Raw genomic sequence first — 25270 nt, forward strand, 5'->3', positions numbered from 1 at the left:
CCTGGATACATAATTAGACATTCTCGTAAAATTGCTGGATATCTTCGAAATCTTCCAAATCTATATCTTGTGCTCCTACATCGGTTGGTGTTAATTCACGCTCTTCTTTGTGAATACAATGATCAATCATAGCGAACAAGATCTGTTCAAAATGTTGTAATACAAATTCGATATCTGTAGAACTATACTGTTGCGTATCATAATCCAGACAGATAGTTAACTGCTCATCTTCTATAGAAGCATTCATTACTAAATCATGAACACTTGCAACATCATTCAGATCATGTAGCCATTCCGCTTCAAAATTGATATACTTCTTGTTCCGTTCTTCTCGATAATGAAAGCTAATCGGCGTGTGGTGTTCTGGTAGTACATCTTCCATATATCGAAGCATGGCATAACTGATTCCATTATCAGGCACTTGTCTAACTAACTCTTTTGCCTGCTTCAATACAACTGAAAGATCATCTGACTCAATAGTGAACACAAGTGGATACATAGAATTGAAATGACCTACTGTTCGAGTTGCATCCCATATCTGCGTATTTTCTGCAAATAACATCTCACGTCCTGTTGTCTTCATATCGATACTAATAACTTGTTCGTTTTGATATAAAGTTGCCTTCAATGCTTGTCCAAAAGCAGCAAATAATACTTCCTGTGTATTGGTTCCATAAATATGATGCACATCTGTTATTAATTGGTTTGTTTTTTCTAACGAACATTTCAGTGTTATGCGATTCATCTGATGCCATATCGTTTCATTGGTTGGTAACATTGAGAATAGATCTTTGTGGAAGTGAGGCTTAATCTGCTTCCAGTATTGGATCTGAGGTTGCCAATTAGATACTGCTAATTGATGTTCTAATTGTTGATTCCATGTCTGATAAGCAATCGTTTTATCTGGCAATTGAACAGATTGCTCTGTGATATATTGACTGTAAGCTAGTGCCAAATCTTCTAATAAAATAGACCATGATACTTCGTCTAGTAACATTTCATGAGCCGCAATTAAAAGGTAATCTCCACTACTCGTATTGAAAATAACTAAACGAATTAATGGACCTTCGCCAGGAACAATTTGTTGACAAATCCGCTTACGTTCTTGCTGCATATAGGCATATTCTTTCTCTAATACTGAAAATGATTGGTATGCATTATCATCTAATGTACTATTGACTGTTGAGGATATTTCAAGACTAAATGTAGTCGCTTCAGGATTTTGATAGATCCATTTGCCTTGTGGATACTGATTTTGGCGGTTTGCCTTTTCATGATTTTCTGTCGTTTCACTATTTACTGGCACATATGCTAGACGTAACGCATCATGATGTTCTACCAGTTGTTGCATAACAACGCTAATTGCTTGCTCTTCCCATTTCTGATTCGCATGCAACAGTACAGAGTGATGATAAGGAATTGATAGATCGGGATGCTGTTTTAACCATGTATATTGTCCAGGCGATAATATGGCTTCACCTGTTGTTAAAGATTGGTCAATATGCGGAGCGGTAGATTTTACATGATAGATCAGCTCACGAATTGATGGATGCTCAAATAGCGATTTGATATCAAGCTCATAATGCTGCTCGCGTAAACGAGCAATCACTTGAATCGCTTTGATCGAATCTCCGCCAAGCATAAAGAAATTATCGTGAACACCAACCCATTCACGTTTCAATATGTCTTGCCAGATCTGAGCGATTAGCCATTCCAGTTCATTTTCTGGAGCCTGATATTCAGTATGTGTCACATGCCAATCTTGTGGTTCAGGCAATGCTTTGCGATCCGTTTTGCCATTAGGTGTTAAAGGCATCTGATCAATAAAAGTATAATGTGAAGGTACTGCATAATAAGGAAGTTGTTTGGCAGCATATTGACGTATTTCTGCTCCTGTATACTCTTTTTCTTGACTTTGAATCAAATAAGCACAGATCACAGGCTCTTGTTGATGATTGGTCTGAACGATGACAACAGCTTCTTGTATACCTTCAATAGCTGTTAAACAATGTTCGACTTCTCCTAACTCTATTCGAAAGCCTTTTACTTTAACTTGATAATCAATACGACCGATAAATTCGATTTCACCGTTAGCTTGCCAGCGTGCCAGATCGCCTGTACGATACATGCGCTCCCCTAATACAAATGGATTAGCTACAAATTTCTCGTCTGTTAGGTCTTGTCGCTTCCAATATCCGCGAGCCAAACCTTCGCCAGCAATACATAGTTCTCCAGCAACTCCTAGCGGTTGAATACGCATAGCAGAATCTACAATATATAGCTGAGTATTAGCAATTGGCTTACCAATTGAAATCGTAGACGATGTTGTTAGTTCTTTTACCGCAGACCAGACGGTTGTTTCTGTAGGACCGTACATATTGAATATGCGCAATCCTTGAATATCTTGAAGTTGTTGCAGTAGCTGGTGTGGTAGTGCTTCACCACCAACCATTATATCTTTGACATGATGCAATGCTTGTATACCTTGCTCTACATGAAGTAGCATTTGTAGACGAGATGGTGTCATTTGTAACATATCAATATGATGAGTACTAATTAATTCAGCCAGTGCTATAGGATCTGCTTGATGATGACGCTCTCCTATCACAACTTTCATGCCTTCCAACAGTGGTAAAATGGTTTCCAGTACAAAAATATCAAAAGACATCGTTGTTAAAGATAGCATCACTTTATCAGTAGTAAAGGGAATCACTTGCTTCATTCCTGTTACAAAATTCATGACAGAACGGTGCTGTAGCATTACACCTTTGGGTTGCCCTGTTGAGCCTGAAGTATAAATAACATACGCAAGATTCTCTGAGTGTATAAGAAGTTCTAGATTTGTTGTATGCGTATGATAAGATGCCTGATCTTCTACATACACTACTGCGCCTGTATAATTTAATTCTTTTAATAGATGACGACTGGTGACCAAAATAGAAGCTTCACTATGTTCCAACATGTATTCGATTCGTCCTGTCGGATATTCTGGATCAATAGGAACATAAGCACTGCCTGATTTGAGAATAGCAAGTAGACCTACAACCATTTCAATTGATCGATCTACCATAATTCCGATCAGGCGATCACATCCTGCTCCATGCTGTACTAACGTATAAGCTAATTGATTAGCACGTTCATTCAATTGCTTATAGGTAATAGATTGCGTATTACATACTAAAGCAATCGAATCAGGTGTTAACTTCACTTGGGATTCCCATTGGCTATGGATCGTCTGATTATCAGGGAAATTTAACTTTGTATGATTGAAATCTTGCAAAACCATTTGCTTCTCTGTATCTGTCATAACATCTAATTCTTCTAACGTAAGATCAACATGATCTACAGCTAATTGTAAAATTTGAACAAAGTGACGATGTATTTGCTCTATCGTATCCTGCTTAAACAATGAAGTAGCGTATTCCCATGTACAACTAAGTTGCTCTTTCTGTTCAGTCATATACAGCGATAAATCTAACTTGGCTATCCCTGCATTAAATTCTTCAGGAATAAAAGTAACTTCCCCTGCTGTTAACATATCTGTACCTGTATTTTGTAGACTAAACAGTGTATCGAATACTGGATTACGACTAAGATCGCGTACACCTTCAAGATGTTCTACCAATTCTTCAAATGGATATTCTTGATGCTCAAAAGCATTTAACGAAATTTGCTTCACTTCTTCTAATAATTGACGAAAGTTTTGAGAAGGTTGAGGTTGAACACGTAAAGCTAACGTATTAACGAACATTCCAATAACGGACTCTGTATCTGCATGTCTGCGTCCTGCTACAGGAGTACCGATAATAATATCGTTTTGACCAGAATATTTAGATAATAAGATTTCGTAAGCTGTCAATAACACCATATATAATGTAGTTTCTGTTTGCCCAACTAATACATATAACTTTTCAGTTAATAACTTGTCGATTGCAAACGATAACGTATGTCCGGCAAATTGTTGTGTTTGTGGGCGAATATAATCAGTAGGCAAATTCAGTACAGGTAGATCGCCACTGAGCGTATTTAGCCAGTAAGCTTGCTGGGTCTGCAATATGCCTTCTGCTATTTGCTGCTGTTGCCACATCACAACATCTTTGTAATGAATATTCGGTTCAGGCAACCATATGCCTTGATAACTATGCACTAGTTCCTCTAATAAAATGGCCATCGAAAATCCATCTGCAATAGCATGATGCATATCAACCAGAAGTGCATAATGACTATCTGACCACTGCAACAATTGAGCACGAAATAAAGGAGATTGATCCAATTGAAAAGGCTGTACAAAAGCTTGACGCATTTCTGATAACTGATGTTCTTGAATATAAGTTGTATTGATATCCATAAGTACATGCGGATGTACACGCTGAATGACCTGATCTTGATACCATTCTAGTGACGTCCTAAAAGATTCATGACGGGCAACGACTTGCTGTAATGCTTTAATTAGACGTTCTGTATTCAATGGACCTTGAATAGTCAGTTGTCCAGAAACATGATAAGCCAAGCCGCCATTGCCGATTTGTTCCATGATGTACATTCGCTTCTGTGCAGAAGATACCGGATAAAATTCCTGAGATTCTACAGATTCAATCGGCAGGTAAATGATATGTTCTCCGCCCTCAATATACTGGACGATTTCATTTATTGTCTGTAGATTGAAAATTTCACGAAGCGGAATATGTATAGCAAATTCTTTATTGATTCGTGATAAGATCACAGTAGCTTTTAGAGAATCCCCACCTAGTTGGAAGAAATTATCTGTGCGCTGTATGTCGTTAATCCCCAACACATCTTGCCAAATTTGAATAAGTTTATAACCTGTATCATTTTCACTTTCGATAGAATGATGTGTAGTTTGTAGAGAAGTTAATGTGATACCTTGTTGTACTGGATCAGGTAACATTGCCAAATCTGGTTGTCCATTTTCCAGCAAAGAAATATTTGACATTGGAATCAAGATACGCGGTTGCATATAATCAGGTATTTGTTCATTCATCATTTGACGAATCTGTTCAGGATTATAAAATTCATGTTGTGTCTGATCCATTTGCAAGTAAGCACAAAGTTGATACTGATCGGAGTCTCTATTAGAGGCTACGACAGGAAGCACTATACACTTTTGAAGTGAAAAAGTGTTCGTCATATACTTTTCAATTTGTTCCAAATAAACACGATGACCACGTATAGTCTGTACACGATCAATATCGCCTATATACTGAATACGTTTATCTATTCCCCAATAGACAAGTTGACCTGTACGTTGCAATGTAGTTAGATGCTGGTCAGCTTGTAGAGATTGAGAATCATAATTGGTTGAATACAATTGTCCTACATATAGCTCACCTATCACTCCTGCCACAACAGGCTGACCATACATATCTAGGACATAAGGAAAATGCCCTTGAGGATCTGCTAATGAAGTCCAAAACTCATCAAGTTGTTGATAATTCGATACAGATAATAAGGAATGCTCCCGCATAGGTGCTTGAATATTTGCAACCATATTCTCTAAAAAGGTTATAAATCCCACTGTCCATTCTTTAATTACAACTTGTGAGAATAGGTCAGCATTATAATCCATCTCTATATTAAGTTCTTTTCCTATTGGAGTTACATTCATAAATAATTCGTACTTACTGTAATGAATATCATGAGTCATGAGTTCCGTAATCAATCCATCGAATTGAAGTTCTGGCACTGCACGATCCATATTAAATACAGTATTTATCACTGGTAAATTCCCTATTCCACGTTCAGCCAAAGATGCAAAACTATACATTTGATACTTTTCGATTTCTTTCATCTTTTGTTTTACTTGATCTGCATACGTTGCAAACGATATATCTTTAGTAATTTCAGTAATAACCGGCAACAGATTCACACAATTTCCTATCAAAGCATAGGCTTCCATATGAGTTTGCCCTGCTGTAGGTACGCCTACAGTTACTATGGATTGTTCGGTCAGACGATGAAGTACACATTTAAAACCAGTTAATAAAGTAACAAATAACGTTGTGCCTAACTCCATACTCGTGGCACGTAATTTTTGTACCAATTCACTAGATAACATCGCTGTATAACGACCCCCTTGAACCGATGGCAAAAGAGTACCTCGATAGATAGATGGGAGTTCTACCACTGGAAGAATCCGTTGGAAATGATGATTCCAATACGCTACAGCTTCTTGACTGTTAGAATGATTCAACTGTTCTTGTTGCCATACCACATACTGTTGAAAAGGTACTGATTCAGGCAAGCGAACAGGTTTATTATGTACAAGAGCAGAATAAATCTGTTCCAGTTCCTGAATACATACACCAATCGACCAACCATCTGCTATAAGATGATGGAAAGTAAACACTGCAATATATTCATATTCAGTCAGCTGTAAACATTGAATGCGAAATAATGGCTCGGTTGAAGTCATACTAAATGACAGCTGTTGTTGTTCTTGCAACCATGATTTTATTTTTTGCTCTTTATCCGTAGGATCATACATCGTGAAATCGAAGACTGGAATTAATAATTCCATCTGCGAAGCAACGATTTGATTTTCCCCATCATGGCTCATGTATGTACGCAAGGCTTCATGACGTTGCATCACCATATGTACTGCTTCTTTCAAAAAGTTCATATTCAGTTCTCCTTGAAACCGCAAAATCGAAGTTTCATGAAGAGACTGAGCTTCCGTTTTCCCTGATGAAGATGCAAACCATAATTGTTTCTGATCAGCAGTTAATGGAATGATCTTGTCATGAGTCGAAGATTGGTGGATTGGTTGTGGTACAGGTAATTTATCTGGATCATGGTCTGGATCAGGTGGGCCATCAGGCAAAAATCCGCCTGCTCGCAACTCCTGCACACTATCCTTTACAGCTTGTACAATACGAGCAATATCTTCCTCTGTATGTACAGTGGATAAGAAGCAATTGCGTCCTTCCCAAATATAAATACCTTTATCTAACATATGATAATAAAAGAGCTCCAAATCGCCTTTTAATACAAAGCGGAATAATGATCCAAAGTGCACTATTTTCATAGGTAATTGTTCATTTTCAAAAAACGCGTTCAATTCTGAAGCAAATTGAGCTGTTCGTGCATTAAGATTCGCTTGTAATGCCGGACCTTCTTCCTCCATCCGATGCAATACAGCTAAAGATGCCGCCATAGCTAGTGGATGATGGCAGAATGTACCTGCAACAAAAGTGCGACGATGTTCATGAGCAGGATAAGATTCATCCCCAAAATCCCATGTTCCTCCATCAACTCCATCCATATATTTAGCAGTCCCAGCTACGATACCGATAGGCATACCACCACCAATGACTTTTCCATAAGTTACTAGATCAGCTTGAATATCAAATATAGCTTGCGCACCACCAGGATGGATACGGAAACCTGTAATGACTTCATCGAAAATAAAAGCAGTATCTGAACGACGAGTCAGCTCACGAATTTGTTGTAAAAAGGCTTTAGGCTGAAAATCAGGACGACGACTCTGAACAGGTTCAACCAGCACAGCAGCTAGCTCATGACCATTCGCTTCAATATAATCTAGCGCTTGTTGAGTACCATAATTGAGCACGACAATATCATCAACCATATGTTGTAACACTCCAGGGGCTAGAGGTGTAGAATGTTCTTTATCCGCACCTGCGCTACCCAGAGCAAGAATCCCATCAAAAGTACCATGATACGAACCTGCAAAAATAACAACTTTACTCCGTCCTGTGGCTGCTCTTGCCAAACGCAAAGCGACCATAATTGCTTCTGTACCAGAATTGTACAAAGAAATACGCTCGGTTCCAGTCATTCGTGTGATCGCTTCTGCTACTTGACCCGCCATATTAGACATAGGTCCTACGCACATACCTTGCTGTAATTCAGCTTCAATCTTTTCACGAATAAATTGAGGATTATGCCCGAAAAAGTTAACACCAAATCCCATCGTAATATCTACATATTCATTATGATCAAGATCCCATAATTTTGAACCTTCCGCACGTTGCGATACAATCTGATACACCATTTCTTTTAATAGTGGACGAAAGCCTGCAATATTACGATTATTCGCATAAACAGAACGATACTGTTGAGTATATTGTTTGGTGCTGGCTGTACGTTGAGTATATTTTTGGATCAATTGTTGGATATGGTTGGATTGCCGTTCAGGTAAAGAATAATCCGTCTGCAATTCTAACGGTTTGTATGCAACAAATGGTTTGGATTCTTGATTAATAGTCACTGGTGAACTTGTTGAAACAACCGATACTGCTGTCGGTTGTTCTACTATTGAATCGGGTATAGCTGTATACGTGGAATAATTAGATTGCACGTCTGCATTTGGAGTCGCTTTTCCATGTAATACTTCTAATTGATAAGACATTAATTGAAGTTGTTGTGCCATAATCCGTTCTACTGATGAATATGAAGCATTAGTTTCTGATGTTGTATTGTTCGATATCGAATTATTGTTAAAGGTATGATGTTGTACATCTGTTGTAACCGTTTGAAGCGATGAAGATGTTTCTATTTCTACATTGATTTCATGATTGGCAGAAGAAGTATTAATAACTACTTCATGCGTAGTGCCTGTCAATGAATCTATCGCTTCTTGCGGTAAAACATCTGCAATATATGCGGTAAGCACATTTAGATTAGTAAGCGATTCGAAAAATTCACTCATCGGAATATCTAGATGAAAGGTATCTTTGATACTATGTCTCACTTGAGATAAATTAATAGAATCTAGACCCATTTCTAAAAAATGAGTATCTGCTTCTAACTCTTCTGTAGTTAATTGAGATAAATTGCTGATCATCTGCGTAATGGTTTGTCTAACAACATCCTTCACAGTATTCTTCGACTCCTTTATCGTTAACATGGTAGATTCATGATTATCCGGCAACGATACAACTTCCTGAGATTGATGTTCATGATTTAGACGAGGTGATAATAAGACGGTCGGAGTTGGTGCTTCTATCCAACATCTTTTCCGTTCAAAAGGGTACGTAGGTAAAGGAACACGTCGATACTCTTTGGAAGAATACAAGTCATGCCATGCAATATCGGCTCCTTGCACATATTGTTCCGCTAATTGTTCTAAATCAATCAACGTATCGAGGCTACCTTGATACATTGAAGCAGACGTTTGAAGCAATTCTACTTTGCCTGCAAAAATGCCTGGTGCTGTTATTCCTTGCTGATGAAGTTGCATCAATCGGCTCATTAATTCAGCAGATGATTTCGCTACAATAGCTACTCGATAATGCCAATGACTGCGCCCGGTATTAGCGGTATAACACACTTCGTGTATACGATGAGCCATTTCAGGCAACTGCAAACATGCGATATATTGCTTAATCAATTGCTGTAGTGCTTTTTCTGTGCGAGCAGATAAAGTTAAAATTAAAGGATCGATTGTTATCTCTGTTGGAATTGTCTCGTGAAGTTGAGTATATTCTTCAAGAACCATATGGCAATTGGTACCGCTAAATCCAAACGAGCTTAATCCTGAACGTCTTGGAACTCCATCTGTTGTGACCCATGGTTGAAGCTGACGATTCACATATACAGGCGATTGTTCAAAAGATATCTGCTGATTAGGGGTACGGAAATGAACCAATGGTGCAAGTTGCTGATGTTGTAACGATAAGACTGATTTAATTAATCCGGCAATACCAGCTGCTTCATATAGATGACCGATATTGCTTTTTACTGTACTGATTGCACAAAATTGCTTGCGTGATGTATATGCCCGAAATGCACGGCTAATCCCTTCTATTTCAACAGGATCGCCCAAACGAGTTCCGGTACCATGAGCTTCAATATAACTAATCGTCTCTGGGTCTACGCCTGCATCTTCCCAGGCTTCAGTAATAACTTCTGCTTGAGCAATTGCATTGGGTGCAGATATCCCCACTGTACTACCATCTTGATTAATTGCGCTTCCTTTAATAACTGCAAGAATATGGTCGCCATCTCGCTCAGCTTGTTCCAGTGACTTTAGAAAGACTGCACCTACACCTTCTCCCCACCCTGTACCGTCCGAACTATCATCAAATGCACGAGCACGATCATCCGAAGACTCCATACCTAGACCTGCTTTTAAAGGAAGTAAAATCGTTTTGACTCCACCAGCCAAAGCCATTTCGCATTCTCCATGTTGAATAGCTTTACAAGCCATATGTACCGCAACAAGAGAAGAAGAACAAGCCGTATCAATCGTAACCGCTGGTCCTTTTAGATTTAATAAGTAAGAAATACGACTTGGAATAATAGAAGATAGATTACCTATCGCAAAATTCGGAATAGAAGCCGGTGTTACTTCGCTTAGTAAACGTTCATATTCAAAACTTGTTTTGGAAAATCCAACGTATACGCCAACTTTACGACCTGATAATATATTGCCACCATAACCTGCATTTTCAATTGTGCTCCATGCGGTCTGTAGAAATAAACGTTGATTAGGATCCATTAACGATGCTTCACGAGGGGTTAATTTGAAAAATGAATAATCGAACTTATCGACTTCATCCAAATAACCCCCATCTGCCAATTGATGACTACGACCTTCTGTATTGAGTTGCGAAATAAAGAACTGCGCATCGGCTTTTCGTTGTTCATTATAACTTCCTATACAATCTGTACCTTCTGCAATATTGCTCCAAAATTGTTCTAGTGTTTCGGCTTGCGGAAATGTACCATCCATTCCGATAATAGCAATGTCTTTACTTTGCACAGAAGAGGATTGATTTATTGCCGGTTTGTGAGTAGCAAAAGCTTTTTCTTCTCCATGAATAAGATAATGTGCTAACCTTGCTATCGTAGGATAGGAGAAGAAATCTGTTACTTCGACTTTGACATCAAATCGCTCTTCTAACTGATCAACAATTTGTACCATTTGTAATGAACTAACACCGATATCAAAGTAGCTATCATGCACACCGATTGTTGTTTTATTTAAAATTTGTTGACATATTTCTACCAACTGGCGTTCTATTTCTGCTTGTTTTGGCAGTTTAGAGATCGAATCTTTGAAAGACGTTAACGGTAAAGATGTTTCGATCTCTGCTATAGAATCTGTTGATACTGTTGCAGATTGAACCGATTGAGTCACCACATTAGCGAATACATCTTGTGCATAGTCTTCTGCTAATTTAAACCGTTGTACTTTACCACTGGTTGTTTTGGGAATACGACGAATCGGTAACACTTCATGCACCTGCCAACCAGCACGGTAATTGAGATGACTCTTTAGACGATGTGCAATAGGTGCAAAATCAATAGATTGCTTAACATGCATCACAAATACAACCATTCGATCCTGTTGAATGCTTTCATCATATACTCCACAAACAGCCACTTTACCCAGTTCAATACCTTCAACTTCTTCAGCGACTCGCTCTACATCATGAGGATAAACATTCTGCCCATTTACAAAAATAATATCTTTAGCTCTACCTGTAATAACAAGGCGACCTTTATACATAAAGCCTAGATCACCTGTAACTAACCAGCCATCTGGAGTAAGAACTTTGGCGGTAGCTGTAGGATTATTATAATAACCACGGGTTACATTTTTTCCACGGATATGAATATGACCAATATGACGATCTGGTATAGGTTGATGATCTTGATCGCTAATACGTATCTCACAGCTTTCTAGCGCATACCCTACATCTGCAAAGCTAATACGATTGGAATCGTTATAATCTACTTCAACGACAGCTTCTCCGATATTCAATTGATCCCGGTGCAAATGAATAGGTGTTAATTCTTCAGTAATGGGTGGATGACTAACGCCTACACTAGCTTCTGCCATCCCGTATACAGCAATCATCGAAGATTTTTTTAAGTGATGTTTGCTCATAGCTTCTAAAAATACATGACATAATTCAATAGAGATAGGTTCTGCGCCATTTTGAATCATTTCAATCGTCGATAAATCCCATTCTAGTGCATTTTCTGGTTTGTATTGAGCAAGGAAAAATTTGTAGCCAAAATTAGGAGAACAAATATGGGTAACTCGATGTTCAGAAGATTTTTTGAGCCATAGAGTAGGACGTCTTATAAACAAAGCAGTCGGCATAATATATTGAGTTGCATTGGAGACCAGACATGTAAGATGAAAAGCAATTAATCCCATATCATGAGTCAAAGGCATCCATCCCAGATACGCTTTGTTTTCATCCAATTGAGTACCATTAGCAATATCGCGTGTATTGTAGATCAAATTTTCGTGAGTCAGCATAACACCTTTAGGATCACCTGTAGACCCTGAAGAAAACTGAATAAATGCTAGATCTTCCGGTTGTACTTGAACAGGTAGACCTTGATCGAGATTGTTATAATCCAATGCATCAGTAAACAGTGTTCTATGAGCAATCTGTTGATACGTTGCATCTAACCCTTGCTGAACAGCATATTTTTCTAAATTAGAAAAAACTTTAGGATCAGTAATGAGATAAGGACGATTTAGCGTGTTCCAGATTTTGAATAATTTCATTCGATGCTCATCATTATTGCCGACTGTAACAGGAACAGGAATAATTCCGCCCAATAAGCAACCCCAAAATATATTCAAAAAAGATCGATTATCGTCAACTTGCATTAATAACTCATCACCAGCACACATTCCAGCTGCTTGGAGTTCTCTGAGTACAAGTAAAGACTCACTTTTCAACTGTGTATAGGATTGATATTCTTCTACCGTATCCCCCGAAATATAAGTAATCCCGCGTGATCCTAACCGGGCTTGATCTTCAAAAGCATCCAATAATGTTAGATAGTGCTTCATGCCAATCCCCCTACAAGCTGATGTGTCAAAACGTCTTTTTGATTTATTTTGTTACACTGTTTGGTATCCATTACTTGAGTAAGATAAGCTGTTGCTTGTTGACGAAGATCCGCTGCGTTCAGATCTTTACTACTCGATGTAGTAAGGTAACCTAGCATCTGTTTGAGTTGTTGAACCGGTTCGATAACACCCTGTGCATATTCATTTTCATTCCAATTGTGATTAGGTAAAGATATAGACTGAGCCAGACATTCTTTAATCCAGACATCTACAGGATAATCTTGAATTAAACGATGTCTATCCTGTTCTTTATCAAAAGCATATCCAGAAAGGTCAGGAGCAATATCCTCAGATAAGCGTGTTAATATATTGCGAGGTCCAATTTCGACCGTTGTATGTATTCCGTTTGCCACCATGTATAACAGAGACTGTTGCCATTTGACTGCACAAGTCATCTGATCAATTAATCCTTGAACAATATGTATATCACTTGCATACAGCTCTGCTGTAACGTTCGATATAACAGGCCAGCGAGTTTGTTGAAATGATTGCGTATGTAAAGCAGTAGCTAGGCGATCTGCTGCGTGTTGCATCAGTATCGTATGAAAAGGACCACTCACAGATAAGCGATTCATCTGTACTTTCTGCTGTTCAAGTGATCTCGTCAATCTTTCCAGAGCTTGAGAATGACCTGCAACAACATGTTGAAGTGGAGAATTATAACAAGCAATAACGACTGGTTGTTCAGATGTACGATGTTGCATGCATAACAGTTCTAATTCATCTACCGCTATTCCTCGTACAGCAATCATGCTTCCGATATGATCTTGTGAAGCATTCTCCATAAATTGTCCTCGTTGTTGGACAATCCGTAATCCATCTTGAAAAGATAGAGCTTCACTAGCAACCAATGCCGAATATTCTCCTAAGCTATGTCCGGCTGTAAAAGTTGGCTCTATACCAATCTGATGCATATACGTATGAAATGCAATCATACTCATAGTGAGCAATGCTGGCTGTGTATAGGAAGTACGTGATAACTGTTCTATTTCGCCTGTATTACATAATGCATACATATCATAGCCAAGTATATCGCTTGCTTCCTCCATTAATCGTTTGGTATGAGATTCATATTTGTATGTGTTAACGCCCATTCCTTTGTACTGTGACCCCTGACCAGGAAATAATAAAGCAATACCACTCATGACAAATCCCTTTCCTCTCTTTGTCTGATATCTTTTGAACCATTTGTTTTGGTCTGTAAGAACAACAAACATTACAGATAACGAGATTGAAGCGACTCGTTATCTGTATTCCATTTTGGAGTTTTACAATTATTCCAACACACCTACATATTTTTGTTGTTGGTAATCCGTTGTTTGACGATTTAAATACTCAGTTAAAGATTGTTTAATGATATTACATCCCTGTTGCAAATATTCTATTTCTATCGTCAAAGCAGGCATTAATTTGATAACAGTATCATTACGACCTGCCCTCTCAATGATTAAACCTAGTTCATAACAACGAGCAACGATAAATTTAGAAGCATTTTCTGCATCTTCTAGACCACCCAAATCGATTCCCCAGATTAATCCAATACCACGAATTTCTATTTTGGAATGCAAGCTAGCAATCTCTTGCTCTAAAAAAGTAGCAATCATAGCTTCTTTGCGTTTAACTATTTCTTCAAGTTGAGCAGATTCTCTATATTCTAAAGCCGCTGTTGCACCGATAAAGGCAAGTTGATTACCTCGAAAAGTTCCGTTATGTTCACCAGGCTTCCAAATGTCCAAATCTGGTTGGATCAATAGGAGTGACATAGGTAACCCATATCCGCTGATCGATTTGGATAACACAACAAGATCAGGCTGTATCCCTGCTCGTTCAAAAGAGAAAAATGAACCTGCTCGACCACAACCTACCTGTATTTCATCTACAATCATCAAAATATCATGACGCTTGCATAATTCACTTAAACGTTGTAACCACTCAATAGGTGCAACAATAACTCCACCTTCAGCTTGTACCGTTTCCAAAATAATAGCGGCTGGCTTTTCTATACCACTATTAGGATCAGTCAACACATTTTCTATGTATTCAATCGTATCAAAACTCCCCATAAATCCATGAGGATAAGGCATAAAAGTTACATTTGGCAATGGAGCTCCTGCACCGTTACGGTTGTAAAGATTTCCAGTAACTGCTAGGCTTCCATAAGACATCCCATGAAATCCGCCCATAAACGAAAATATTCCTGTCCGCCCGGTCGTTTTACGAGCTAACTTTAAAGCAGCTTCTACAGCGTTCGTTCCTGTAGGACCACAAAATTGCAATTTATAATTCATTTCTTTGGGGATAAGAATAAGTTCAGTGAAGGCATCAATAAATTTGCGTTTGGCTATCGTATACATATCCAACCCGTGAATAATAGCATCTGACTCTAAATAATCGATTAATTGCCGTTTGATAAAATCAGGATTATGACCATAATTTAGCGCTCCTGCTCCAGCAAAAAAATCAATAAATTGTTTGCCTTCTTCAGTAACCATGATTGAGTTTTTGGCATGTTGAAATACATCACCAAATGCTCTGCAATAAGACCGTACATTGGATTCCCAAAGCTCAAATGAATTCATTATTCATCCTCCATATTGTTGGTATATTCAAAAGATCTATTGACATATTGTCTAAAATCATAGTGCACAGTTGCTGTTTGACATAGGATGAATTGAGGAAGGTAGGATAATGATAAGAAGTGAAATTTGATGTGGAAATAATACTCTAAATTGATAATTAAAGAAATATTTAACAAATTAGCTTATCCACTAATCTAACTTGCATTCTTATGATAGATTAGTCATCAAGAGGATGTCAAACCATTAAATGGTAATTTTAAAGACTTGTTTCATGTATAAAGAGCTTTAAAACGTCATTATTTTACATATAGTTTACAATATTAATTTTAGAAAACATGAACAAAGTAATAGACTTCTAACAATTGATGATATATACTCAAGCAGATCATTCCAGTATTTGGATAATAGAAAGGTGGTTAATATGGCTCGTTATATTGGACATTATTTAAAAATCTTTGTTCCACTTGGTATTATTGCAGGCGTTTTAGTCTATGTATTGAATATGTTTGGCTTAGAAGTTCCCTTAGTAATTGGGAATAAAACATATTATGGTTCCGAAGCTGCTATTAGAGAACTGATAGCTGTTCCAGTAGGATTTATCATTTTGGGCCTAATTGTAGCGGTAATTGTATATGCCTTTAGAAGAAAACAAATATCGTAATTATTCTTTTAACAACTTATTAAAACTATTTACTTTGTTATACATTGATATACCTTTTACATAGTCCTTATTAAAAAAAGCAGACACATTAATATATATGGTCTGCTTTTTATTTTGTATTTGTTCATAATTTAGTGATAATTATGCTCATTATAAATACTTTTATAAGTAATAATCTTACATATTTATCCTGTAAAATTTATAAAATAATTATATATTTAACAATAAAAAGGATATTATTATTGTTAGTTTGTTAAGTATTTTACAATAATTACTTATTGTCTTGATGATTATAAATTGATTTTTATTCTTTAATAGTGATAAAAAAAGAAAATACTTCTCCTAAACGTAATAAATTACGTTAGAAAAAGTATTTCTTTATTGTACTTATCTTATTCATTTTGCTAAATATTAAAACAATGCACTTGGTGAAGTATTGATTTTCCACAAACCATCAACTAATTCAAACTTCACAAGCATACGCTCGACAGGTTGTGCATCTTTAACATAAGGAACCGTTAAGCGATATACACGAGTGGTATCTGTCATGCTGATCATTTTAGCTGTAGAACGATTGAATTCTAACTTGCTGTCTTCATTCGACACCACTTGTGCCAGCTTGCCGTTGTTCTCGATTACATATTTTTGAATATAAGCTTCGCTTGCTTGTTTGGTATATGTTTCTGTCAAATACGCTAATAATTTAGCATGTGTATTGATATCAGTAGATAAGTAACGATATGTTTTGTTATTTAAAGAAAAAGTACTATCAGTTGTAGATGTTTTGCCACCTGTAGAAGTGTATACGTATCTTTTTTCAGCTTCAACGATAAGTGGAGTTACACTATCATGGTTTAACTTTTTCACTCCAGTCCATACGCCATCTTTTGTATAATAGGAAACTGCTGGTGTCGTCGCAGCCGTTGTTGTAGATGTCATCGATTTGGATGTACTAGCCGCAGGTAATGCTGAAGTTGCAGATGCTGCTTGTACAGAATGTGCTGAATATAAAGATGCCGTTACCAATGCGGTAAGTGCCCATGTGCCGATTGCCAATTTATTTACTTTTTTCATCATTTCATTTCCTCTCAAATGTGCTTTCTTCAAATTTTATAAGTGTAATCGTTACTATGTAACCTCTTTATTATGACATATCCATAAGACATATACCACTTTCGCTCAAAATATAACCATTTTTAACCATTTAAAGTAAATGCAACCTTTTATTTTAGATCACATCTATACTATTGTTCATATATTATATTTTACATATTAATTTACTAAAGGAGGTCTTACAATGATATACTCTACGATTCGTTCTACTGCTAAAATAGTTACTATTGCTTTATTTGCTACTGCTCTCTCTGCAACTCCACTGTCTGCTTTGTATACCGAGCCATCGACAACTGCTTATGCAGCTACTTCATCTATAACTCAATCTACAATTCAAATCATGCTCAACGAGAACAACATTACACAAGATCTCCAAACACCCCCTGTTATGATCAAAGGTTCTGTATATCTACCTTTACGCGAAATCAGTCAAAAAGTAGGTATTCATACGTATTGGAATGCATCCCAACATACAATTACACTAACTTATCCAAAATATTTAACTGAATTGAATGTACAAAAAGGGACGGTTAAAGTTAATACAAAAGTAAAAAACCTCCCACAAGCTATAGTTACGATTAAAAATTTTACTTATGTACCCGCACGTATGATCGCCGAAGCTTCCGGTCAGCAGGTGAGTTGGAACAGCAAGAAAAAGTTAATTACTTTCAAATCTGATATCACTTTCGATAAAGCAAATAGCAAAACAGCTACAATCTGGTTCAGTAACCAAAATAATGAGTTATATTTCTCTTCTTCTGCTTTTGCTACACCCGTACTTGCTGGAAAGTTAAACAATAAGCTAGAAAATGTATCTCGTCTTCAAGTCTATGATGTGAATACAGGTGGACATGTTGTGGAATGGTTAGATAATTATGGCGAACCAATGATCAATTACGATTTTTATACAGCGTTTGTCAAAGATGATAAGATCGTTCGTCAAGCTAAGGTACACTATTGGCAACGTTTTGAACAAAATGTAATCCAATACAAAGGAAATGCTGTACTTGTAAATAAGGATGCACTGGAATTTCTAGATAGTGAAGGTAAAGTCATTTCTACTCGTAACCTATCTACATTGACAGGTATACTAGCAGATTACTCTGTTCTTGGAATCAGTGATCAGTATTTAATCGTACGTCCTAATAATAAAGGATTTCTTACTTTAATCAATCTACGAGATAAATCTACAACTCTTTTGTATACTCAGTTACTCAATAAAGAAGAACAAGATTATTATGCAACAAATGATACATTTTATCATGGAGATGACTTAGTCTTTACTGGAGAAAATAAAGGTGGATCTTTGACTTTTGAAAATAAAGGTTATTCTACAAGTGGCAAAAAAACATATGTATATACGATAAAAGATTGATCATTAGAATTGAAAAGACAGTAGACGATGAATACTGGGAGTAAGTTCAATCCAAACATTCATCTTCTTCCCAAAGCTTATTGAAATCGAATCTTTATTTAACTATGGATTCGATTTCAAGGGCGAATACTTTGCTCTTTTTTAATCATTGTTGTTATCTATATTAAATCAAACCATTTAGTTATTTCTTTGTAAAAAAATCATACATACAAAAATAAAGATTTGTATAGAGATGATAGTAAGTCCAGAGATAAATGAATTTATCAGTGTAAAAGGTACAGCTATCATAAGTAGAGAACCTGTTACGGGAATCCAGCGAAACTGTACATTTTTGAAATCATTGATCATTAAATCGACTAGAACTACGAACATAAATAATGCAATAAGTATAGAGAAATATCCAGCTACAATTTCTAACTGTTTGTAAATATCACCTGTTAACATTGAATTAATCACGATAAAAAAAGAAACCGCAATAAATATTAACGATATTAATACTGGAAATAGTGGTCTAACCATATTACTTGTAAATAAAAAGAATCGTTCGGTCGGTAACTTTTTTCTAAGAATCATATGACTGTTATTAAGTTCATATGTGATCTGTTTTTCTATTAATTGCAAAGTATGATCTGATCGATTTTCATAAAATAGTTCTACTTTTTTTCGTAATTTAAAATCTAAATATATCATAGTATCTGCTAATGTATAAATCAGTTCGTTCTGATCTGCTATTTGTTTACTGCTTTTTTGATAAATAGATAATTCAGCTTGCAGTTTAAAAAGAATCTCTACTTTCTGATTAGAAATAGTCTTTGCATTTTTATCATTTTCAGCATACATCGTTGCAAATGTTTTATACATAAATACAAAGAATGTAGCTACACCTGCAATCAAAAATTTGATACTTGCACTGAGTGCATTAAATTGTTCATAAACAGCTTGAATATCGATCATCTGCATAATTTACATTATCCCCTACTCTTATGTATGATTGATCACAACAAAAAGGAATTGAATATATCTTCAATCCCTTTTTGATATTATATGGTTTTAAATGGTCGTGCAACTATTTTATAACTCCAACCACTTCTTATTTATATTTCATCCAAATCAAGGTAACAACTGCTCAACCGCTTGACGAACATCTGGTTGATCCAATTCTCGACCGAAGATGGATACACTTCCACTATCTTCACGTGAACGGATTAAGCGGCCCATGCCTTGACGGAGACGAAGTAACATATAAGGCATATCGACTTCTTCAAAAGCATTTACTGCTTCCGCACGGCGTGAAGCAAATAATGGATCGTTAGAAGGGAATGGCAATGACCAGACAATCACATTGGACAACGAAGGTCCCGGAATATCTAATCCTTCCCATAACGTAACTGCACATAATACGCTAGTCTCATCTTGTTGGAAAGCAGAGATCAAATGACTGATTTCGGCAGATCCTTCATATAACATGCGATATTTAGCATATCCTGTAAAGTTTTGTGTACTTTGACGGAACGCAGCTAATTCCTCAATAGAAGAGAATAAGATAAGAGCACGCCCACCCGATTGATCCAATAATCCAAGTACTCTTTCAGACTGTACATTGACAGCATTGAGATCCAACAATCCCAAAGAAGCACCAGAAGTAGTCGTCACACCTGGCAGTACAGGCATGAGATTCGCTTGCATTTGTTCTTTGTAATCGTAAGGAGAAGCTACTGAGAAGGCAAGATATTTATCGATTCCCAGACTATGCGCAATATAATCAAATGAACCTTCTACTGATAACGTTGCTGAAGAGAAAATAACAGGCATTTTTTTAGCAAATACTTTCTCATTCAGAATTTCTTTTACTTTTTTCGGCATAATCACCAGTGTAAGATCGGCCTCTTCTCCTGTGACCCATGAGATCAACTGATCTTGTTTGCGACAAAGGTTCAATGCGATCTGAATCATTTCTAGATGTTCTTCTACAATTTTGAGCTGATAATCATCCAGTGTGAATAATGCACTTTCAAATACTAATTCTTCTTCAATCACAGCAATCTGTGCTTGAACACGTCCAACTTGGTTCATCAGATCTTCGTTCCAGTTGATTTCTTTGCGATCTGAAGCAGGTACAGGCTGACTGTACTTCGCTAACTTCTCGAACAAAATATCACTTTCCAAAATCACTTCTTCTACTGCAAGTGCTAACGTCTCACGAACTTCTCCTTCTAACAAGCGCACAACAATACTTTCAAAAAGAGAATGTTTTAACTTGTGTGTTAACGCATTTTGAGCTGCTGTTTCTAGCAAATGACCTTCATCAAATACAACTGAACTGTGATCAGGCAGTAAAGGAAGTTGTCCTTCCCGTTTGCGAGCATCATATGTCCAGACATGTTCCATATAAAAGTCATGTGAACAAATAATCAAATCAGACGATTTACGGTAATGTTCACGCGATAATGTCTGACCACAGCGATGACGTTGCGGGCATACCAGACAATCTTGAAATACATCCCAACCTATCCGATTCCATTCGCCATCGGTCAATTCAGGATACTCTTTGCGGTTACCATATGGATAAAAAGATTGCATTGTATCCGGGTAATGTACAAACTCCGGCAAACCGGCATAGATATCGCGATACACATCACTTTCTGTTGCATCATCACGTACTACATCCAATTTGTTCAAGCAAATATATTGATCCGGCGATTTCCCTAGACGGGCATCTACTACCAGATTAAGATGCTTGGCAAGCTTGCTAATATCCCCTTCTGGTTTGACCAGCTGTTCGATCAACGACTCATCGGCACAAGCGATAATAGCAGGCTTGCGTGTATAACGAGCATAAGCAATAGCATATAAAAGGTAGACTAGTGTTTTCCCTGTACCTACACCCGCTTCTGCAAAAATAGTTTTCTTTTCGGCATATGCTTTTTCCAATTGAAAAGCCATATAAATCTGTTCGTCTCTTACCTCAAAACCTGCTTCGGGTAAAATATCATAAAAAACATCCGCGATCCAATCACTCGCCTGCTTAATAAATGGTTGTCCGGGATCAAATGTAAATGGATAAGTGTTCAATCCGTGTATTCCTCCAAGTGATCTGATTTAGTGCATCCTTTCATTATACCTCAAATGTGAACAACAAGGTACAACTGTTTATGAACAAATTTTTCACATCTATGATTTTATTTTGAGTAACATCAAAAAAGCTGTACAATCTCAGTTCATTATCCACTGAAATCATACAACTTTTCTTAAACTTTCATTTTCTCAATTTTATTTATTTTTCTATAAATCTTTTTTTACAGAAAGAAGAGTAAAAAAATAGATCGCTTATTCTAATTATCTTTTATTTCAACAATCCTTTTTGCTGTAAAAACGTTTTGGCTACTTCGGATGCAGGTTTCCCTTCAACATCCACTTGATAATTCATTTTGCGCATCTCATCATCTGTAATCTGACCGGACAAATGATCTAAAGCTTCTGCTACTTCTGGATATTGCTTCAATGTCTCATCACGCATCAATGGCGCACCTTGATAAGGTGGAAATAATCCTTTATCGTCTTTGAGCACTTTCAACTTATATCGTTGCAATTCACTATCCGTAGAATAAGCATCCATCAATTGAATATCACCGGACGCGATTGCACTATAGCGTAATTTCGGTTCCATCGTTTGCAAATTAGGAAATGTAAATCCGTACAACTTGGTCATGCCTACATATCCATCATTACGATCAGCAAATTCGCGTGTAAAACCTACTTTGACTTGTGACGATACATTTTGTAGATCTGAAATATTTTCTAAATTATTCTGCTGTGCATAAGCCTCAGGAACCGCTAAAGTATAAGTATTGTTATACTCCATCGGAGATAACATATCCATATTGAACTTTTTGGCCATTCCTTCTTTCGCTTGATTGTATACTTGATTGCTATCTGTACTTACAGCATCTTCTTTCAAAAATTCAGCTAACGCTGTACCTGTAAACTCAGGATAAATATCGATATTTTTATTTTTTAGGGCGTTAAACAAAAATGGTGTTTTACCCATTCCTGGCTTGAGTTCAACGGTTAGATTGGTATCTTGTTCGATTAATTCTTTGTACATATTGATCAAAATTTCGGGTTCTGCTCCAAGCTTACCTGCAATCACCAGATCTTTTTGCGTATTATTCAGTAACGGAATCACACTTACCGCGATCACGATCAATGCTGTAGCTGATAACCAGATAATAGATTGACGGAATGATCTTTTTTCGATCACACGTAGCAGAACATCAAAGATAATCGCTAACAATGCCGCAGGTACAGCACCCAAGATAAGCAAAGCTGTATCGTTACGGTCGATACCGAGCAATATGATATCCCCTAATCCACCTGCACCGATCAAAGCTGCTAATGTAGTCGTTCCGATAATAAGTACCATCGCTGTCCGAATACCCGCCATAATAACAGGCATCGCTAAAGGCAATTCGACTTTAAATAATCTTTTTGTCGGGGTCATTCCCATCGCATCAGCCGCTTCTAATAACGAAGGATCGACTTTTCGGATACCTGTATATGTATTACGCAAAATCGGCAATAGCGCATAGATTACGATCGCTACAATCGCAGGTACAATCCCGATCCCTAATAACGGAATCAATAAACCGAGCAAAGCAAGCGAAGGAATCGTCTGTAATACAGCGGCAATACCTAATATCCCTTCAGATATTTTCAAATGACGTGCGATATAAATGCCTAAAGGAATAGCAATAATTAAAGCACATAACAAAGCTACAAAAGAAATAAGTATATGTTGAGTTAAAGCTTGTAATAACTGATCTTGTCGCTGAATCATTACTTCCCATATATTATTCATTATTCAGCGTCTCCTTTGCTAGATATAGATGTTTTTTTGAGCAGCGAAGGTGAATTGAATGTATACGATTCCCCTTGTACAGAGCTGAAAAATTCACTCACAAATGGATGTGCAGGATGATGTAACAACTGCTCTGGAGTATCGACTTGAATCATTTTCCCTTCACGCATTAGACCGATTCGATCTCCTAACTTGAGTGCTTCTTGAATATCATGGGTGACAAATACAATCGTTTTCTGAATCGTCACTTGAAGTTCTAACAGATCGTTTTGCAATCGTTCTCTGGCTAGCGGATCAAGTGCACTGAAAGGTTCATCCATTAAAATAACAGGTGGATCAGCAGCAAGCGCACGCAGTACACCGATACGTTGTTGTTGTCCGCCTGATAATTCATCCGGCTTACGAGTGCGGAACACTTTAGGATCAAGCCCTACCATATGAAGTAATTCATCGACACGTTTATCTATTTTTTTACGATCCCATCCACATAATTCAGGAGTAATAGCAATATTCTCTTCTACCGTCATATGTGGAAATAAAGCGATCTGTTGGAGCACATACCCTATACTTTGACGCAATTCGTGTACAGGAGCATCATTGACTTGTTGATCATTAATAGAAATAAATCCTGAGCTTGGTTCAATCAATCGATTGATCATTTTGAGAGTTGTGGTTTTACCGCATCCACTTGGCCCGACCAATACGAAAAACTCACCTTTTTGAATATGTAAATCCATCGGATGTACAGCAATCGTGCCATCTTCATACTGTTTGGATACTTGTGCAAATTTAATCATGAACCTACCTCCTATTTATAATCAATCTCATCTCTATGTAGTTATGTATAATAATATTTGTAAATAAATACGTACGATAGAGTGTGAACAAGAAAAGATTTCTTACAATAAAATAATGGAATATTAACTATATTTCACTTCTTTTACTATTACCCAAGTTATATCCAATGGAACACTTAAAATTAAATACAAAAAAAGGCTCTATAAGTGATTAGCTTATAGAGCCTTTTAGCACCTTAATTACACATAAGTTTATAATTTGTTATCTTTATATCGACAACTTATTTTCTAGGCAAGTTCAATGGATCGCGTTCGCTGTCCACTCTACGATCATTCAAGTCAGGATCAACATTTACACTATCAATACCTGTTCCTGTTGTATCTGTATCATAATATTTTGTATTGGAAGCCTGATTTTTGCGGAAGATATCATATACTGTTACTTGGCGACCTGTATGCTCGTCAACCAAAACTAGAATTTGACCTTCTTTTACATTGTTTTCATACTCTTTCGCTTGATCTTCAGGAATACCAAGACCGATAAGTCCGCCTACTAATCCACCACCAGCAGCTCCAGCTGCTGCGCCTGCTAATGTTACTGCAATCGGGCCTGCCGCCATAATTGGACCAAATACTGGAATAGCCATCATACCGATACCTGCTAGCAATCCTGCTACCCCACCGATTGTACCACCAGCCGCTGCTCCTGTTGCAATGCCTTCAGGTGCTTTGGTTCCTGTTTCTTCACTGATATGCTTCAGATCTTTTTTGTCTTTGGCAATAACGGAGATATTGTCTTTGTTAATACCAGACGCTTTCAAGTCTTCGATCGCTTGACTAGCTTGTTGTTCTGTTTGGAATACGCCTACCAATTTGTCATTGTTCAATTCGTTAGTGTTATTTAAATCATTAGTGTTATGAGTTTCCATAGTGTTTATCCTCCTTGGATTGTAAGCAAATTTGTATTGTTCTGTTTCTATCGTTCTGCTATATGATTAACCGTAAAAAAGTGTTTAAAACAG

General features: G+C 37.0%; 11 protein-coding genes. 2 read left to right on the forward strand and 9 right to left on the reverse strand.

The annotated features are described in order from the left end of the window. Positions 1-13: 13 nt before the first annotated feature. The 3 genes from PQ460_RS13045 to ectB form a co-directional block, all read right to left on the reverse strand. The gene (locus tag PQ460_RS13045) at positions 14-12805 is read right to left on the reverse strand and encodes a non-ribosomal peptide synthetase (protein WP_274170062.1); all 12792 of its coding nucleotides are present in this window, start codon (positions 12803-12805) and stop codon (positions 14-16) included. After that, positions 12802-14010, reverse strand: coding sequence for an ACP S-malonyltransferase (gene fabD, locus PQ460_RS13050; RefSeq protein WP_274170063.1), 1209 nt, complete (start codon positions 14008-14010; stop codon positions 12802-12804). The genes PQ460_RS13045 and fabD overlap by 4 nt, the downstream gene beginning before the upstream one ends. A 129-nt stretch (positions 14011-14139) precedes the next feature. Then, positions 14140-15444: a diaminobutyrate--2-oxoglutarate transaminase gene (gene ectB, locus PQ460_RS13055; protein WP_274170064.1), complete on the reverse strand. Its 1305-nt coding sequence runs from the start codon at positions 15442-15444 to the stop codon at positions 14140-14142. A 421-nt stretch (positions 15445-15865) separates the two neighbouring features. Here ectB and PQ460_RS13060 point away from each other — a divergent pair, with 421 nt between their 5' ends. Beyond that, positions 15866-16105, forward strand: a complete 240-nt coding sequence (locus PQ460_RS13060; RefSeq protein ID WP_274170065.1) for a hypothetical protein — start codon at positions 15866-15868, stop codon at positions 16103-16105. A gap of 411 nt (positions 16106-16516) precedes the next feature. Here PQ460_RS13060 and PQ460_RS13065 read toward each other — a convergent pair whose 3' ends face one another. Continuing rightward, complete coding sequence (locus PQ460_RS13065) at positions 16517-17179, reverse strand: DL-endopeptidase inhibitor IseA family protein (protein ID WP_274170066.1); 663 nt, start codon at positions 17177-17179, stop codon at positions 16517-16519. 223 nt (positions 17180-17402) lie between these two features. Between PQ460_RS13065 and PQ460_RS13070 the strand changes: the two genes are divergently transcribed. Further along, a complete protein-coding gene (locus PQ460_RS13070) occupies positions 17403-18593 on the forward strand; it encodes a stalk domain-containing protein (protein ID WP_274170067.1) in 1191 nt (396 codons plus the stop codon). A 177-nt stretch (positions 18594-18770) separates the two neighbouring features. Here PQ460_RS13070 and PQ460_RS13075 read toward each other — a convergent pair whose 3' ends face one another. From PQ460_RS13075 to PQ460_RS13095, 5 genes are all read right to left on the reverse strand, one after another. Next, complete coding sequence (locus PQ460_RS13075) at positions 18771-19553, reverse strand: hypothetical protein (protein ID WP_274170068.1); 783 nt, start codon at positions 19551-19553, stop codon at positions 18771-18773. Between the two features lie 150 nt (positions 19554-19703). Beyond that, positions 19704-21665, reverse strand: a complete 1962-nt coding sequence (locus PQ460_RS13080) for an ATP-dependent DNA helicase (RefSeq protein WP_274170069.1) — start codon at positions 21663-21665, stop codon at positions 19704-19706. A gap of 271 nt (positions 21666-21936) precedes the next feature. Continuing rightward, the gene (locus tag PQ460_RS13085; protein ID WP_273616105.1) at positions 21937-23451 is read right to left on the reverse strand and encodes an ABC transporter permease/substrate-binding protein; all 1515 of its coding nucleotides are present in this window, start codon (positions 23449-23451) and stop codon (positions 21937-21939) included. Continuing rightward, on the reverse strand, positions 23451-24248 hold the full coding sequence (locus tag PQ460_RS13090) for an ABC transporter ATP-binding protein (protein WP_274170070.1): 798 nt from the start codon (positions 24246-24248) through the stop codon (positions 23451-23453). The genes PQ460_RS13085 and PQ460_RS13090 overlap by 1 nt, the downstream gene beginning before the upstream one ends. Positions 24249-24529: 281 nt before the next feature. After that, the gene (locus tag PQ460_RS13095) at positions 24530-25177 is read right to left on the reverse strand and encodes a general stress protein (RefSeq protein ID WP_274170071.1); all 648 of its coding nucleotides are present in this window, start codon (positions 25175-25177) and stop codon (positions 24530-24532) included. Between the last annotated feature and the right edge of the window lie 93 nt (positions 25178-25270).

Source organism: Paenibacillus sp. KACC 21273, from assembly GCF_028736095.1.
GTDB lineage: Bacteria > Bacillota > Bacilli > Paenibacillales > Paenibacillaceae > Saccharibacillus > Saccharibacillus kyungheensis.

What these genes read in the sequence shown, in the direction of transcription:
- PQ460_RS13045 (WP_274170062.1), bottom strand. Translation starts at nt 12,805, where the DNA reads ATGAAGCACTATCTAACATTATTGGATGCTTTTGAAGATCAAGCCCGG.
- fabD (WP_274170063.1), bottom strand. Translation starts at nt 14,010, where the DNA reads ATGAGTGGTATTGCTTTATTATTTCCTGGTCAGGGGTCACAGTACAAA.
- ectB (WP_274170064.1), bottom strand. Translation starts at nt 15,444, where the DNA reads ATGAATTCATTTGAGCTTTGGGAATCCAATGTACGGTCTTATTGCAGA.
- PQ460_RS13060 (WP_274170065.1), top strand. Translation starts at nt 15,866, where the DNA reads ATGGCTCGTTATATTGGACATTATTTAAAAATCTTTGTTCCACTTGGT.
- PQ460_RS13065 (WP_274170066.1), bottom strand. Translation starts at nt 17,179, where the DNA reads ATGAAAAAAGTAAATAAATTGGCAATCGGCACATGGGCACTTACCGCA.
- PQ460_RS13070 (WP_274170067.1), top strand. Translation starts at nt 17,403, where the DNA reads ATGATATACTCTACGATTCGTTCTACTGCTAAAATAGTTACTATTGCT.
- PQ460_RS13075 (WP_274170068.1), bottom strand. Translation starts at nt 19,553, where the DNA reads ATGCAGATGATCGATATTCAAGCTGTTTATGAACAATTTAATGCACTC.
- PQ460_RS13085 (WP_273616105.1), bottom strand. Translation starts at nt 23,451, where the DNA reads ATGAATAATATATGGGAAGTAATGATTCAGCGACAAGATCAGTTATTA.
- PQ460_RS13090 (WP_274170070.1), bottom strand. Translation starts at nt 24,248, where the DNA reads ATGATTAAATTTGCACAAGTATCCAAACAGTATGAAGATGGCACGATT.
- PQ460_RS13095 (WP_274170071.1), bottom strand. Translation starts at nt 25,177, where the DNA reads ATGGAAACTCATAACACTAATGATTTAAATAACACTAACGAATTGAAC.